The 13,097-nt window shown below is 49.2% G+C and carries 14 protein-coding genes; 13 read left to right on the top strand and 1 reads right to left on the bottom strand.

The genetic code is table 11. From position 1 onward, the window contains the following. The first annotated feature begins 22 nt into the window (after positions 1–22). From KDM87_RS11085 to KDM87_RS11035, 11 genes are all read left to right on the top strand, one after another. On the top strand, positions 23–532 hold the full coding sequence (locus KDM87_RS11085) for an LPS-assembly lipoprotein LptE (RefSeq protein WP_212679111.1): 510 nt from the start codon (positions 23–25) through the stop codon (positions 530–532). After that, positions 533–1,552: a DNA polymerase III subunit delta gene (gene holA / locus KDM87_RS11080; protein WP_212679110.1), complete on the top strand. Its 1,020-nt coding sequence runs from the start codon at positions 533–535 to the stop codon at positions 1,550–1,552. A 147-nt stretch (positions 1,553–1,699) separates the two neighbouring features. Further along, on the top strand, positions 1,700–2,968 hold the full coding sequence (locus KDM87_RS11075) for a glutamate-5-semialdehyde dehydrogenase (RefSeq protein ID WP_212679109.1): 1,269 nt from the start codon (positions 1,700–1,702) through the stop codon (positions 2,966–2,968). A gap of 37 nt (positions 2,969–3,005) precedes the next feature. Continuing rightward, positions 3,006–3,428, top strand: coding sequence for a CopD family protein (locus tag KDM87_RS11070; protein WP_212679108.1), 423 nt, complete (start codon positions 3,006–3,008; stop codon positions 3,426–3,428). A 114-nt stretch (positions 3,429–3,542) separates the two neighbouring features. Next, positions 3,543–4,745: a THUMP domain-containing class I SAM-dependent RNA methyltransferase gene (locus tag KDM87_RS11065; protein WP_230407711.1), complete on the top strand. Its 1,203-nt coding sequence runs from the start codon at positions 3,543–3,545 to the stop codon at positions 4,743–4,745. A 242-nt stretch (positions 4,746–4,987) separates the two neighbouring features. Then, a complete protein-coding gene (locus KDM87_RS11060) occupies positions 4,988–6,469 on the top strand; it encodes an NAD-dependent succinate-semialdehyde dehydrogenase (protein WP_212679107.1) in 1,482 nt (493 codons plus the stop codon). A 103-nt stretch (positions 6,470–6,572) separates the two neighbouring features. Continuing rightward, the gene (locus tag KDM87_RS11055) at positions 6,573–7,808 is read left to right on the top strand and encodes a multidrug effflux MFS transporter (protein ID WP_212679106.1); all 1,236 of its coding nucleotides are present in this window, start codon (positions 6,573–6,575) and stop codon (positions 7,806–7,808) included. Positions 7,809–8,155: 347 nt separating this feature from the next. Then, positions 8,156–9,157: a porin gene (locus KDM87_RS11050; RefSeq protein WP_212679105.1), complete on the top strand. Its 1,002-nt coding sequence runs from the start codon at positions 8,156–8,158 to the stop codon at positions 9,155–9,157. Between the two features lie 232 nt (positions 9,158–9,389). Then, positions 9,390–9,752, top strand: a complete 363-nt coding sequence (locus KDM87_RS11045; protein ID WP_230407710.1) for a hypothetical protein — start codon at positions 9,390–9,392, stop codon at positions 9,750–9,752. Positions 9,753–9,781: 29 nt separating this feature from the next. Further along, entirely contained in the window at positions 9,782–10,747 is a 966-nt protein-coding gene (locus tag KDM87_RS11040) for a homoserine kinase (RefSeq protein ID WP_212679103.1), read from the top strand. Further along, a complete protein-coding gene (locus tag KDM87_RS11035; RefSeq protein ID WP_212679102.1) occupies positions 10,744–11,517 on the top strand; it encodes a BPSS1780 family membrane protein in 774 nt (257 codons plus the stop codon). The genes KDM87_RS11040 and KDM87_RS11035 overlap by 4 nt, the downstream gene beginning before the upstream one ends. On the opposite strand, the gene KDM87_RS11030 is transcribed toward KDM87_RS11035, so the two are convergent. Continuing rightward, positions 11,508–11,963, bottom strand: a complete 456-nt coding sequence (locus tag KDM87_RS11030; RefSeq protein WP_212679101.1) for an OsmC family protein — start codon at positions 11,961–11,963, stop codon at positions 11,508–11,510. The two genes, KDM87_RS11035 and KDM87_RS11030, sit on opposite strands and share 10 nt — an antisense overlap. 290 nt (positions 11,964–12,253) lie before the next feature. On the opposite strand from KDM87_RS11030, the gene rplM reads away from it, so the two are divergent. Together rplM and rpsI are read left to right on the top strand one after the other, a co-directional pair. Continuing rightward, positions 12,254–12,682: a 50S ribosomal protein L13 gene (gene rplM / locus KDM87_RS11025; protein ID WP_186882875.1), complete on the top strand. Its 429-nt coding sequence runs from the start codon at positions 12,254–12,256 to the stop codon at positions 12,680–12,682. Between the two features lie 9 nt (positions 12,683–12,691). Next, the gene (gene rpsI, locus KDM87_RS11020) at positions 12,692–13,084 is read left to right on the top strand and encodes a 30S ribosomal protein S9 (protein ID WP_162039944.1); all 393 of its coding nucleotides are present in this window, start codon (positions 12,692–12,694) and stop codon (positions 13,082–13,084) included. The last annotated feature ends 13 nt before the right edge of the window (positions 13,085–13,097 follow it).

The raw sequence follows: 13,097 nt of genomic DNA, 5'->3' as shown, positions 1-13,097 counted from the left end.
TTTTGTTAGAGGAGTCCTCCGCATGCGTTCTGTTTTTTCACGTCAACTGACATGGCTGCTCGCTGTTGCCATGCTGGTGAGTTTGTCCGCATGCGGTTTTACCTTGCGCGGACCGGTCAGTTTTCCATTTAAAAGTATTTACATCGGTCTGTCTGATGCATCACCGCTGGGTGGCGAATTAAAGCGTCAGATACGCGCGAACGGGCAGACGCTGATCACTGCTGAAGCGAAAGATGCGGAAGTGATACTGGATGTGTTGAGCGAAACCCGCGAAAAGCAGATTCTGTCCTTGAATAGTCAGGGCCGGGTACGTGAATACAATCTGCTGTATAACTTCCGTTTCCGCCTGCGTGATGCGGTTGGTAAAGAATATCTGGAGCCAGTGACGGTGCAACTGAAACGCACGATCACGTTTAATGAAGCGCAGGTGTTGGCGAAAGAATCCGAAGAAGCCTTGCTGTACCGCGATATGCAAAGCGATCTGGTGCAGCAGATTATGCGCCGCCTGTCGGTCGTGAAGATGGATCAATAAATGCAATTGCGCTTTGATGCCCTCGATGGCCATCTGGCGAAAACGCTGGCGCCACTGTATGTGATTACCAGCGATGAGCATTTACTCGCGCTCGAAGCCGCGGACAAAGTCCGTCGTGCGGCCAAAGCGCAGGGCTTTTATGAGCGTGAAATTTTAACGGTCGAGCGTAGTTTTAAATGGGGTGCGCTGCTGGCAGCGAATCAGTCGCAGTCGCTGTTTGGTGATAAAAAGCTGATCGATCTGCGTATTCCTACGGGCAAGCCCGGCAAGGATGGCGGACAAGCGCTGCAGGATTATGTCGCGCATTTATCGCCGGATAATCTGACGCTGATTACTCTGCCTAAGCTCGATTGGGCAACGCAAAAAGCGGCCTGGGTCAGCAGTCTGCAACAAGCTGCGGTGTATATCGATATTCCACTGGTGGAGCGCAATCATTTGCCGAACTGGATCAGCCAGCGTCTCGCCTTGCAACAACAAAGCGCGGATCGGCAAAGTCTGGATTTCATCGCTGATCGCGTCGAAGGCAATCTACTTGCTGCGCATCAGGAAATACAAAAACTCGCTTTGCTGCATCCGGTAGGCAAGCTCAGCTTTGAACAAATTCATGACGCGGTGCTGAATGTTGCCCGTTACGATGTCTTTAAACTCAATGAAGCGATGCTCGCCGGTGATGTCGCCCGCTTATCGCGGATGTTGAATGGACTCAAAGGCGAGGGCGAAGCATTGCCGCTGGTGTTGTGGGCGATGGCGGAAGAAATCCGCACTTTGCTGAAACTGAAATCCGGCATGCAACAAGGGCGGCCATTATCCGCCCTGCTGAAAGAGTACAGAATTTGGGGACCCAGAGAAAAACTCATGGACCCGGCATTACGCAGAGTCAGTTTGCAGACCTTGCAAACAGCGCTGCAAGAAGCCTCGCAAGTCGATAAGATGGTCAAAGGTTTACGTGCCAAAGCATTTGCCGGTGACGCCTGGGATGCGCTGCTGCAGTTGGGATTAAAAGTCGCAAGCGCAGCCTGAACTGCCGCCGCCATGCCGCAGCAATGCCTCCGGAAATGCCAATAACCCCTGAAATTGGGGGAGTATCCTTAAAAAAACACCTAATGTCCTTGTAAATAAAGGGCTTTAAAAAATACTGGGGGGAGTATATAAAGCTCCCAAAATGACATGATGGACATCAAACACTACATGAACGACCTTGGCGCCCGCGCCCGCGCGGCATCGCGGGCGATGGCGAAGGCCGATACGGCGGCGAAAAACCGCGCCTTGAGTCTGATTGCTGCCGCGATCCGGCGCGACGCCGCCGCATTGCGCGCCGCGAATGAACTCGATCTCGCTGCTGCCAAAGCATCAGGCATGGAAGCCGCGATGTTAGATCGCCTCACGTTGTCAGATAAAGCGATTGCGACGATGGCGGAAGGCTTAGAGCAGATCGTCAGCCTGGCTGATCCTATCGGTGAAATATCCAATATGAAGTATCGTCCGACCGGCATTCAGGTCGGCCAGATGCGTGTGCCGCTCGGTGTGATCGGCATCATTTACGAAGCACGCCCGAATGTCACCGTCGATGCCGCAGGCCTGTGCATCAAGAGTGGCAATGCGACGATACTGCGCGGCGGCTCGGAAGCGATTCACTGCAATCAGGCATTGGCAAAACTGGTCAAAGAAGGTCTGGCTGGCGCTGGCTTGCCCGCTGATGCGGTGCAGATCGTGGAAACGACAGACCGCGCAGCGGTCGGTGAACTGATCACCATGCCGCAGTATGTTGACGTAATCGTACCGCGTGGCGGCAAAGGTCTGATCGCGCGACTGATGCAGGAAGCGACCGTGCCGATGATCAAGCATCTCGACGGTATCTGCCATGTGTATATCGACGATAAAGCCGATCTGCAAAAAGCGCTGGACGTTGCATTCAACGCCAAATGCCATCGTTACGGCACTTGCAACACCATGGAAACTTTACTGGTCGCCGAAGGAATTGCAGCGCGGGTATTGCCGCCGCTGGCAAAACTGTATGAGGCCAAACAAGTCGAATTACGTTGCGACTCCGCAGCAGCGGTGATTCTGGCTGATTATCCTTATCTTGCGCAAGCCACCGAAGAAGACTGGAGCACAGAATATCTGGCACCGGTGCTGGCGGTCAAAGTGGTGGCGGATATCGATGCGGCGATGGCGCACATCAATGATTATTCGTCCAAGCATACCGAAGCGATCATCACCGAAGATTACAGCCGTGCACTGCGTTTCCTGCGCGAGGTGGATTCGGCTTCGGTGATGGTGAATGCTTCCACCCGTTTTGCCGATGGCTTTGAATACGGTCTTGGTGCAGAAATCGGTATTTCGAATGACAAATTGCATGCGCGTGGCCCGGTCGGACTGGAAGGTTTAACTTCGTTAAAATACGTCGTGTTTGGTCACGGCGAAGTTCGCCAATAAGTTCTTGTATGCCACTTTGAAATGTTGAAAGTCAATTATGCTCTGGATTAAAGCGCTACACATTCTGTTTGTCACCTCCTGGTTTGCCGGTTTGTTTTACCTGCCGCGCATACTGGTGAATCTGGCGATGGAAACCGATACCACCAGCACCGGACGTTTGTTGCTGATGGCACGCAAACTGTATCGCTTTTCCACGATGCTGATGGTGCCAGCGGTATTGCTGGGCGGGTATTTGTGGCTGGGTTACGGCATCGGTAAAGGCCCCGGTAATGGCTGGATGCATGCAAAATTATTGTGTGTGATTCTGTTGATCGGTTATCACCATGCCTGCGGCAGTTTGCTGAAAAAATTTGAGAAAGGTCAGAATAAGCGCAGCCACGTCTGGTACCGCTGGTTTAACGAAGTACCGGTGATTTTGTTGCTGATCGTCGTGATATTAGTTGTCGTCAAGCCTTTCTGATTGGCGACAAAAACAGTGCACGTTGCTGAAGTAAAACAGTAGCTTGTAAGTGTAGTGAGGGGTGAGGATTGCTCACCCTGTATTTTTTGAATTACAACGGATAAAAGGTTCCCCATGACACGTCATTCCTATTTTTGTCCATGTCCGCGCGGCATGGAAATCGCTCTCGCTGAAGAGTTGAACGAAATCGCTGCAATGGATAAAACCATGGCGGTCCACAATCAAGTGCCGGGCGGCGTCCATTGTTCCGGCAGTCTGCAAGACGGCTGGCGCATCAATCTGCATTCCCGTATCGCTTCGCGTGTGCTGATGCGCATGGCGCATGCGAGCTACTCGAATGAAAATGATATTTACGATCTGGTGTTAGCGCAGGCGTGGGAAGACTGGTTCGGTTATCACCACACGATACGCGTCGATGTCACGGCAGTGAAGTCACCAGTCAAAAGTCTGGAATTTGTCACGCTGAAAATCAAAGATGCGATTTGCGATCGTTTCCGCGATCAGTTTACCCAGCGTCCTTCGGTCGATACGAAGACGCCGGACATGCGTATCGTCGGTTTTCTCGATGCGCACAATTTCACGATTTATCTCGATACTTCCGGCGAACCTTTATTCAAGCGCGGCTGGCGCATGGAAACGGGTGACGCACCTTTGCGCGAAAATCTGGCGGCAGGTTTGTTGCGCACTGCGGGCTGGAAACCGGGCGTGCCTTTGTTTGATCCTATGTGCGGTTCCGGCACGATACTGATTGAGGCGGCACAAATTCTGGCAGGGATTCCGCCGGGATTAAAACGCGAATTCGGTTTTGAAAAATTTCATCAGTTTGATGCGGATGCGTGGGCTGCTATTAAAGCCGCCGCGAAACCAAAACCTTTGCCCGCTGAACCAACGATTTTCGGCAGCGATATTTCCGGCGATATGGTGGTCATGACGCGCAATAATCTGAATAAAGCAGGTATCCGTTTTGAAGTGCCGCTGAAACAGATTGAAGCGCAGGAAATCAAGGCCCCGACGACGCAGCCAGGCATATTGCTGACTAATCCGCCGTATGGCGAACGTATCGGCGTGCGCGGTGACAGCTCGCTGGAAACCGATGATCTGGCAAAAGAGTTTTTCAGCGCCTTCAGCACCACGTTGAAGCAACGCTTTGCCGGTTGGAGCGTCTTTTTGTTTACTGCCGATCTGACGGTACCGAAGATGCTGCGTTTAAAAGAATCGCGCAAAACGCCTTTCTTTAATGGTGCGCTGGAATGCCGCTTATTCCGCTTTGATATGGTTGCCGGTTTCAACCGTCGCGAGGAAGCCAAACCAAAATAACAAAGATGAAATCAAAATAATTCATCTGAATAAAACAGCCGGGTCAAGCAGACCTGGCTGTTTTGCTTTAGGCTTGCCTTTTTATTGCGGACTTACGGCAATTTTGTTGCGACAAGGGATGCCAACTGAGGCTGACATATTTATATGATCAGTAGTGGTCACTGCCGAGTGCGGTGTTGCGTAAGTCCGGTATTTGCTATTCATTCATTCATTAATCAGTCAAACATGATGGAGACGGAGCGATGTCATCAGAACAAACTGCAAAATTATTAGGATTAAAAGACGCATCGTTACTGCGTGACGCGGCGTATATCAATGGCGCATGGGTGCCGGCGCAGACGAAGTTTGATGTGGTGAATCCATCAACTCAAGCTGTGTTGGCGACAGTACCTAATTTAGCCGAACCAGATGCGCATGCCGCCATTGCTGCCGCGCAAGCTGCTTTTCCTCTGTGGGCGGCGAAAACAGGAAAAGAGCGCGCCAATATCATGCGTCGCTGGTTTGATCTGATTATCAGCCATGCCGATGATCTGGCCGCGATTATGACTGCGGAGCAGGGCAAACCACTTGCCGAGGCAAAGGGCGAAGTCATCTACGGTGCCAGTTTCGTTGAATGGTTTGCCGAAGAAGCGAAGCGTGTCGCTGGCGATGTGATGGCCTCAACCTGGAGCGATAAGCGCATGGTGGTGCTGCGTCAGCCGATTGGTGTGTGCGCTGCAATTACGCCCTGGAATTTTCCGATTGCGATGATTACCCGCAAGGTTGCTCCGGCGGTTGCTGCGGGCTGTTCGATTGTAATTAAGCCCGCTGAACAGACGCCTTTGTCGGCACTGGCGATTGCCGAGCTGGCACACCGCGCAGGTATTCCTGCCGGGATCATAAATATTATTACTGCCGATGCGGAGCAGTCTGTCGCTGTCGGTAAAGTTTTATGCGATAGCTCTGTCGTCCGGCATTTGTCGTTTACTGGTTCGACGCCGGTTGGCCGCATTCTGATGCGTCAGTCCGCGCCAACGGTGAAGAAGCTGGCGCTGGAGCTGGGCGGTCACGCACCGTTTATCGTTTTCGAGGATGCTGATATTGATGCTGCAGTCGAAGGCGCCTTGTTGTCGAAATTCCGCAATTCAGGTCAGACCTGCGTTTGTACCAACCGCTTTTATGCGCACGCATCGGTCTACGATGAATTCGTCAGTAAATTAGCTGCCGGGGCACAAAAAATCAGAGTTGGTGACGGTTTCGATGCCGGTGTGAATCAAGGCCCGATGATCGACGCGCAAGCGGTGGCGAAAGTAGAAGAACATGTGGCCGACGCGATGGCACAGGGCGCCCGCCTGCTTGCGGGTGGTAAGCCGCACAGCGCTGGGGAATTATTCTATGAACCAACAGTGTTGGCGGATGTCACAGCTTCCATGCTGGTAATGAATGAGGAAACCTTCGGGCCAGTTGCAGCTGTTGTGAAATTCACATCGGAAGAAGAAGTTATTGCAGCTGCAAATAATACCGATTTTGGGTTGGCGTCATATTTCTATTCGCGCGATATCGGCCGTGTCTGGCGTGTCGCCGAAAAGCTGGAATATGGCATGGTGGGTATTAATACAGGCTTAATTTCCAATGAGGTTGCACCGTTCGGTGGCGTCAAGCAATCCGGACTCGGACGTGAAGGTTCTAAGTACGGTATGGATGAATATCTGGAAATGAAATACCTCTGTATGGGGGGGATTTAATCCTGCTGTGTCTCGCATTAGCAACAAAAAGGCGAAATATTTCGCCTTTTTTCTTTTTTTTTGTAACAGCTTTTATTTATTTTTTTGAATGATAGGGTAACAAATGCACTCCCGCCAACAGCTCAGCAACGCCGGACTTGCCACTTTATTAGCGGCATTGGCGATGTTGGGACCCTTTTCTATTGATACTTATTTACCGGCGTTCCCTAATATACAGAGCAGCCTGGCGGCAACTTCACTGGAGGTTCAGCAGACGCTGACCGCTTACATGTTGTCGTTTGCGTTTATGACCTTGTGGCATGGCGCACTGTCTGATGCGTTCGGGCGGCGTAATGTCATTCTGGCTGCCTTAGCGATTTTTGCTGTCGCCAGCTTTGGTTGTGCGTCGGTACACAGCATTCATTACCTGTGGGGGTTTCGCATTCTGCAAGGCGTCTCGGCAGGTGCCGGAATGGTGGTTGGGCGGGCAATGATCCGCGATCTTTATGCCGGTGCTCCGGCGGAACGCTTGTTGTCGATGGTGACAATGATCTTCTCGATCGCCCCTGCAATTGCACCGATACTTGGCGGCTGGATCGTGGGTTTTATGAGCTGGCGGGCAATTTTTTTATTGCTTTTTTTGTACACAATTTTACTGTGGCTGGCCTGCTTTAAATTTTTGCCTGAATCTTTACCGAAAGAAAAGAGGCAGGAATTCAGTATGGAATTTCTCTGGCTTAGTTACCGAAAAGTATTTAAGTCTCCCTTATTCCATCTAAAAGCCGGTACCGTTGCCTTTAATTTTGCCGGGATGTTTCTCTATGTTTCTGCTGCACCAGTGTTTATTACACAACATCTGAAGCTGGCTGCGGATCAGTTCGGCTGGCAATTTATTCCCTCTGTTGCCGGCATTTTTTTAGGTGCTCTTGCCGCTAACAGGCTGGCGGGCAAACTCTCGGTATGGAAGCAGGTGAGTATCGGTTTCTGCTTCCTTATTGGCGCGTCCGTATTCAACGTGACATTTCATTTTTTCTCCGCGCCAGTCCTGCTCTGGTCCGTCACTCCGTTGTTTTTTTACACGTTTGGCATGTCACTGGTTGCACCTGGCGCGACCTTGCTGGTTCTGGACTTGTTTCCTACAATCAGAGGTATCGTTGCGTCGTGCCAGTCGGCAACGTTGACTTTACTGGGGGCTGTGATTGCCGGTGTTGTTGCTCCTGCGTTAGATCATTCGGCTCTCTCGTTAGCCCTTGGTCAGCTGGTTTGCGCATTGATTGCGGCAGCGCTCTGGTACAGCGGTCGTGCCTATTGGCGGTCGAAAACAGCGCAAAAACAAAATGCATGGGAAACCGTCGGATAAATATGTTTTTTTCTACCTATTGAAAAATACGGGATATCCCTTATCTGACTGGTGCTGTGCAGCAAAGGTAAAAAATGCCTATAATGCGAGCCTGGATATCGCTAGCTTTGTTAAATACCTGATTAAATTTTTCAAAATTAGCAATGTCTTTATATTGCAACGCTCTGTAAGTCCTTGTTTATTAAGTAGTCTGATTTCATCAAAATGTCATTTTTCGCAGGTATCGTGACATTTGTCATTGGATCAATAACTGGTTCAAGGCTGTAAATTGACCTGCAATTCAGTTTTTTGCCGCGTTTTGTTTGTGGTGCAGCAAAAATTTAACATTCATTTTTGGATACTAGACAATGAAAAAATCATTCCTCGCACTCGCTCTGATGAGTGCATTCTCCGGTGCAGCTTTCGCGCAATCTTCCGTAACGATCTACGGTATCGTTGACATGGGCGTGGTTCGTGATGACAACGGCGCTGGCGCAAGAACAGCTTTGGATAGTGGTGTTCAAAACGGTTCACGTCTGGGTTTCAAAGGCGTTGAAGATCTGGGTAGCGGTCTGAAAGCAAACTTCGTTTTGGAAATGGGTTTGAAAACTGATACTGGCGCGTCTGATCAAAACGGTCTGGCTTTCGGTCGTCAAGCTTATGTTGGTTTGTCCGGTGATTTCGGTTCTGTGAACCTGGGTCGTCAAAAATCCGTAACTTATGACATCGGCGATAACGTTGATCCATTCCACATCGGTCTGGCAGGTGACATCGGTCGTTTGTTCAAAACATCGACACGTACTGACAATGCAATCACTTACTCTACAAACAACCTGAGTGGTTTTGTAGGTTCCGTGCAATATGGCTTCGGCGAAGCAGCAGGCAATAATTCAGCAAATCGTAAAGTTGGTGTTTCCGGTGTTTACTCTGAAGGCCCAGTCTACGCAGCAATCGCTTATGAAAAACTGAACGACGCAGCTGGTAATGATGCAAATGCTGGTAAGAAAACATTCGTTGGTGGCACTTATGACTTCACGGTTGTAAAAGCTCACGCTGCATACGAAACTATCAAAGGCGGCACTAACGATGAACGCGTTTGGATGATCGGTGCGACAGTACCGTTTGGCCCAGGTGCATTCCTTGCTGACTTCACACAAGTAAAAAACAAAGCAGTTTCTAACGCAGACGGCAAACAATTCGCTATCGGTTACACATACGACTTGTCCAAGCGTACAGATGTCTACACATCGTTCGCACGCACAACTAACGACAGCAATGCTTCATACAACTTAGCAAATGCTGGTATGTTGAAAGCAGTGAACGGCTCTACAGACAAAATGTTCAGCGTAGGTATTCGTCACAAGTTCTAATTGAATTCGGGTTTATACCCGAATTAATTTAGAAAATTCAAAAAGGAGTCGTCGTCAGACGACTCCTTTTTTTTATCAGAGCGGGAGCCGTAGATTCTCTGTCAGTGAGAGCACTGCTTTGTTACAATGTCTGCCAGTTCAAGCCAATTGGATATTAACCATGAAAAAAATGTCGAAAATCCTGCCAGGAGTTCTTTCTGGCCTCTTCTTGTTGAGTTTTGCAGGAGCAGTATTGGCTCAGACGCAAAAGCCTGACCAGGCGCCGCCTAAGTTGGATAAATTGGAAGAGAGTGCGGCAGATCCTGCATTATCCGTTGGTAAGCCAGAACCAAAAAATAAGATCACTGAGAAGCGTAATAATGCTGGCAAAGTCATGGAAGTTCAGGTGAAGTCGGGCAAAAGTAATTACACGTTAAAAGCGGATCCTGAAGTCGGTAATGCTCCCAAAGGTACCGTTCAGGGAAATGCAAATCGTGCACCGCAGTGGACTATTCTCGAATTCGGTGGCAAAAAAGAAAGCAAAGAAGTCGAGCAGCCTCCTGTATTGCCACCAGCTCCAGCGCAGGCGGTACCAGCCAGTGCTGCAGGTAAGTAAGTTTTTTATTCTATTTTTGCGATATCACAATGGCAGTTTTTACCTCAGTCACACTCGATGACCTCAGTTCCTGGATAAAACAATTCCCGTTGGGGAAAGCGCTGTCAATTAAAGGGATTGCATCTGGAATTGAAAATAGTAATTTTTTTATTACGACAGAGACTGGTGAGTATGTTCTGACGATTTTTGAAAATCTGACTTTCGAACAATTACCGTTTTACCTGAAGTTAATGCGCCATCTTGCAGACAGGGGGGTATTGGTGCCTGCGCCTGTTGCCAATATCGCTGGTGAGCTGGTGACAGCTTTACACGGAAAACCAGCCTCTATTGTCAGTAAGTTGGACGGGGCATCACAAATGCATCCTGAGCCAGTGCATTGTGCCGCAGTCGGTGCGATGCTTGCGCTAATGCATCTTGCTGGAAAAGACTTCCCCTTATATCAGGAAAATCTCCGTTCTTTGAACTGGTGGCATGAAACGACGCCGAAAGTTCTTCCTTTCCTTTCCGACGAGCTGCGACATCTGTTGTGTGCAGAGGTGCATTATCAGGATGCCTTTGACAGCACGCCAATCTATCGTGCTTTGCCAAGAGGACCCGTCCATGCGGATTTGTTCCGTAATAACGTCATGTTTGACGGCGAAAAGCTGACAGGTTTTTTTGATTTTTATTTTGCCGGCTGTGATGCCTGGATTTTCGATGTCGCCGTGACAGTGAATGATTGGTGCATCGACACGGCAACAGGTGAGCTGGATGTTGCGCGGGTAAGGGCTTTGTTGAATGCTTATAATTTGGTGCGGCCGTTTACTACGGAGGAATCGGTTGCATGGAAGCCAATGTTGCGGGCAGCTGCTCTGCGCTTCTGGTTGTCCCGGTTATATGACTACTATCAACCAAGAGATGCAGAAATGCTGACGCCACATGACCCTGCACACTTTGAACGGATTTTACGTTTGCGCGAATCTCTGCCTGTCCCCCCTTTAACAAGTGATTTATGAATTCAGTACCAGCTTCAACGGGGTGGTTATGGGTTAAACGAGGGTTTTCCCTGTTTCGCCAGCAACCTGCAGAAATGTTGACACTCTTTTTTGCGTATATGTTTTTTAACATGGGAATTAGCCTCGTGCCATTTATTGGCCGCTTTTTGCCTCTGGTGTTAATTCCCGTGTTTGCCATGAGCTTTATGCAGGCTTGCCGTCTGATTGAGGGCGGTGTGCGGGTGAAGCCAACGGTATTGCTGGTGGGTTTTCGTTCTGAGTTCTTTTTACGTTTATTCGCTTTGGGTTGCCTGTACCTGCTGGCCATTTCCGGGGCAGCATTGATATCGCAACTTTTTGACGATGGCGCCTTATTCGAGTTTATTTCCAGTGAAAAACCGGTTGATCCCAAAGATTTACCTCAAGGGCGTCTGTTTTTCGGAATGCTGATGGCGGTACTCGCTTTTTTGCCAGCGTTGATGGCTTTCTGGTTCGCGGGGCCGTTAATTATGTGGCACGGGATGTCTGTGCCAAAAGCGCTGTTTTACAGTTTTTTTTCGGTCAAACGTGCCGCCAAGGCGTTTTTAATTTATGCGCTTTCCTGGTTCCTCATTTCAGGATTATTGCCAGCCATTTTTGTTGAGATCTTAGCGCTGGTCACAGGCAACACCGGTTTTGTCGTGTTGCTGATGATGCCTGTTCTGGCTTTATTTACGACGATCAGGTACTGCTCGTTTTACCCGACATATCAGGATATTTTTGAGCAATCGGAAGAGTCCGTTCATCCCTGAGTATCGTGCTCAGAGGGTATTTCAGCGTCCTCAATGATTTCATAGCTGTGCGTCATCTGAGCCGTTTTCTCAAGCATGATAGACGCCGAGCAGTATTTTTCATGTGAAAGTTTGATTGCGCGTTCGACCAGATTGGCTTTCAACTGACGTCCACGAACGGTGAAGTGAAAGTTGATTTTGGTAAAAACTTTAGGTTCTGTTTCAGACCTCTCCGCGCTGAGCTTTACATCGCAGCCACGTATATCTTGTTTACTCTTACGTAAAATTAATACGACATCGTAGGCCGTGCATCCGCCCGTACCCAATAAAACCATTTCCATCGGGCGTGGCGCCAGATTGTGACCACCACCTTCTGGTGCGCCGTCCATTAAAACCGCATGGCCTGAGCCAGTTTCTGCCAAAAAAGACATGCCAGATAAGCCTGTCCAGCGTACAGTAGCTTCCATTTATTCCTCACTGATTGTTTGAAGTATGTTGACAGCGATTTTACTGTATCTGCCGGAGAGATATTTTTGCGTTGAGGATATCGTTATTTATTTGGAAATGTATTTTCAGCGCAATTCAGGAAGTCTTCGGAAAATTTGCTTAAAATTTAAACAGTTCTTGCACTAACTCCTTGAAAACCCTATAATTTCCGATTCTCAATTTGCCCGACTGAGAATTTAACAAGGGAGAGTCTGTCGGATCATAGGCAGAACCACCAAAAAAGGGCGTATTTAACTTTTTAGGATTCAACATGAAAACCTTTTCCGCTAAGGGCCATGAGGTTCAGCGCGACTGGTTCGTGATTGACGCGACAGATAAAGTACTCGGACGTGTTGCCAGCGAAGTGGCACTCCGTTTACGCGGCAAACATAAACCAGAATTTACTCCACACGTAGACACAGGCGATTTTATCGTTGTTGTTAATGCAGGCAAACTGCGCGTGACCGGCACTAAAGCTCTGAACAAAACATACTACCGTCACACTGGTTATCCAGGCGGTATCTATGAAACAAATTTCACGAAAATGCAACAGCGTTTTCCAGGTCGTGCACTCGAGAAAGCAGTTAAAGGCATGTTGCCTAAAGGCCCACTCGGCTATGCAATGATCAAGAAGCTGAAAGTTTATGCAGATGCAACACATCCGCACGCAGCTCAGCAACCACAAGTACTCGACATCTAAGGATTAGCCATGATCGGTAATTACAACTACGGAACTGGCCGTCGCAAGAGCGCAGTTGCTCGCGTATTCCTGAAATCCGGCAGCGGCAAGATCGTTGTCAACGGCAAACCAGCGAACGAGTACTTCTCTCGTGAAACTGGCCTGATGGTCATTCGTCAACCTCTGGAACTGACTAATAATCTCGAAACATTCGATATTATGGTTAACGTTCACGGCGGCGGCGAATCCGGCCAATCCGGTGCAGTTCGTCACGGTATCACTCGTGCCCTGATCGACTACGATGCAACTTTGAAATCTGAATTGTCCAAAGCTGGTTTCGTTACTCGTGATGCTCGCGAAGTTGAACGTAAAAAAGTGGGTCTGCGCAAAGCACGTCGCGCAAAACAATTCTCCAAGCGTTAATTTTTTATCGCTG

Source organism: Cognatundibacterium rivi (assembly GCF_018139565.1).
Taxonomy (GTDB): domain Bacteria; phylum Pseudomonadota; class Gammaproteobacteria; order Burkholderiales; family Burkholderiaceae_D; genus Undibacterium; species Undibacterium rivi.
Note: the sequence above shows the minus strand (reverse complement) of the source record. Positions and strands in the feature narration are given on the sequence as shown.

What these genes read in the sequence shown, in the direction of transcription:
- KDM87_RS11085 (WP_212679111.1), top strand. Translation starts at nt 23, where the DNA reads ATGCGTTCTGTTTTTTCACGTCAACTGACATGGCTGCTCGCTGTTGCC.
- holA (WP_212679110.1), top strand. Translation starts at nt 533, where the DNA reads ATGCAATTGCGCTTTGATGCCCTCGATGGCCATCTGGCGAAAACGCTG.
- KDM87_RS11075 (WP_212679109.1), top strand. Translation starts at nt 1,700, where the DNA reads ATGATGGACATCAAACACTACATGAACGACCTTGGCGCCCGCGCCCGC.
- KDM87_RS11070 (WP_212679108.1), top strand. Translation starts at nt 3,006, where the DNA reads ATGCTCTGGATTAAAGCGCTACACATTCTGTTTGTCACCTCCTGGTTT.
- KDM87_RS11065 (WP_230407711.1), top strand. Translation starts at nt 3,543, where the DNA reads ATGACACGTCATTCCTATTTTTGTCCATGTCCGCGCGGCATGGAAATC.
- KDM87_RS11060 (WP_212679107.1), top strand. Translation starts at nt 4,988, where the DNA reads ATGTCATCAGAACAAACTGCAAAATTATTAGGATTAAAAGACGCATCG.
- KDM87_RS11055 (WP_212679106.1), top strand. Translation starts at nt 6,573, where the DNA reads ATGCACTCCCGCCAACAGCTCAGCAACGCCGGACTTGCCACTTTATTA.
- KDM87_RS11050 (WP_212679105.1), top strand. Translation starts at nt 8,156, where the DNA reads ATGAAAAAATCATTCCTCGCACTCGCTCTGATGAGTGCATTCTCCGGT.
- KDM87_RS11040 (WP_212679103.1), top strand. Translation starts at nt 9,782, where the DNA reads ATGGCAGTTTTTACCTCAGTCACACTCGATGACCTCAGTTCCTGGATA.
- KDM87_RS11035 (WP_212679102.1), top strand. Translation starts at nt 10,744, where the DNA reads ATGAATTCAGTACCAGCTTCAACGGGGTGGTTATGGGTTAAACGAGGG.
- KDM87_RS11030 (WP_212679101.1), bottom strand. Translation starts at nt 11,963, where the DNA reads ATGGAAGCTACTGTACGCTGGACAGGCTTATCTGGCATGTCTTTTTTG.
- rplM (WP_186882875.1), top strand. Translation starts at nt 12,254, where the DNA reads ATGAAAACCTTTTCCGCTAAGGGCCATGAGGTTCAGCGCGACTGGTTC.
- rpsI (WP_162039944.1), top strand. Translation starts at nt 12,692, where the DNA reads ATGATCGGTAATTACAACTACGGAACTGGCCGTCGCAAGAGCGCAGTT.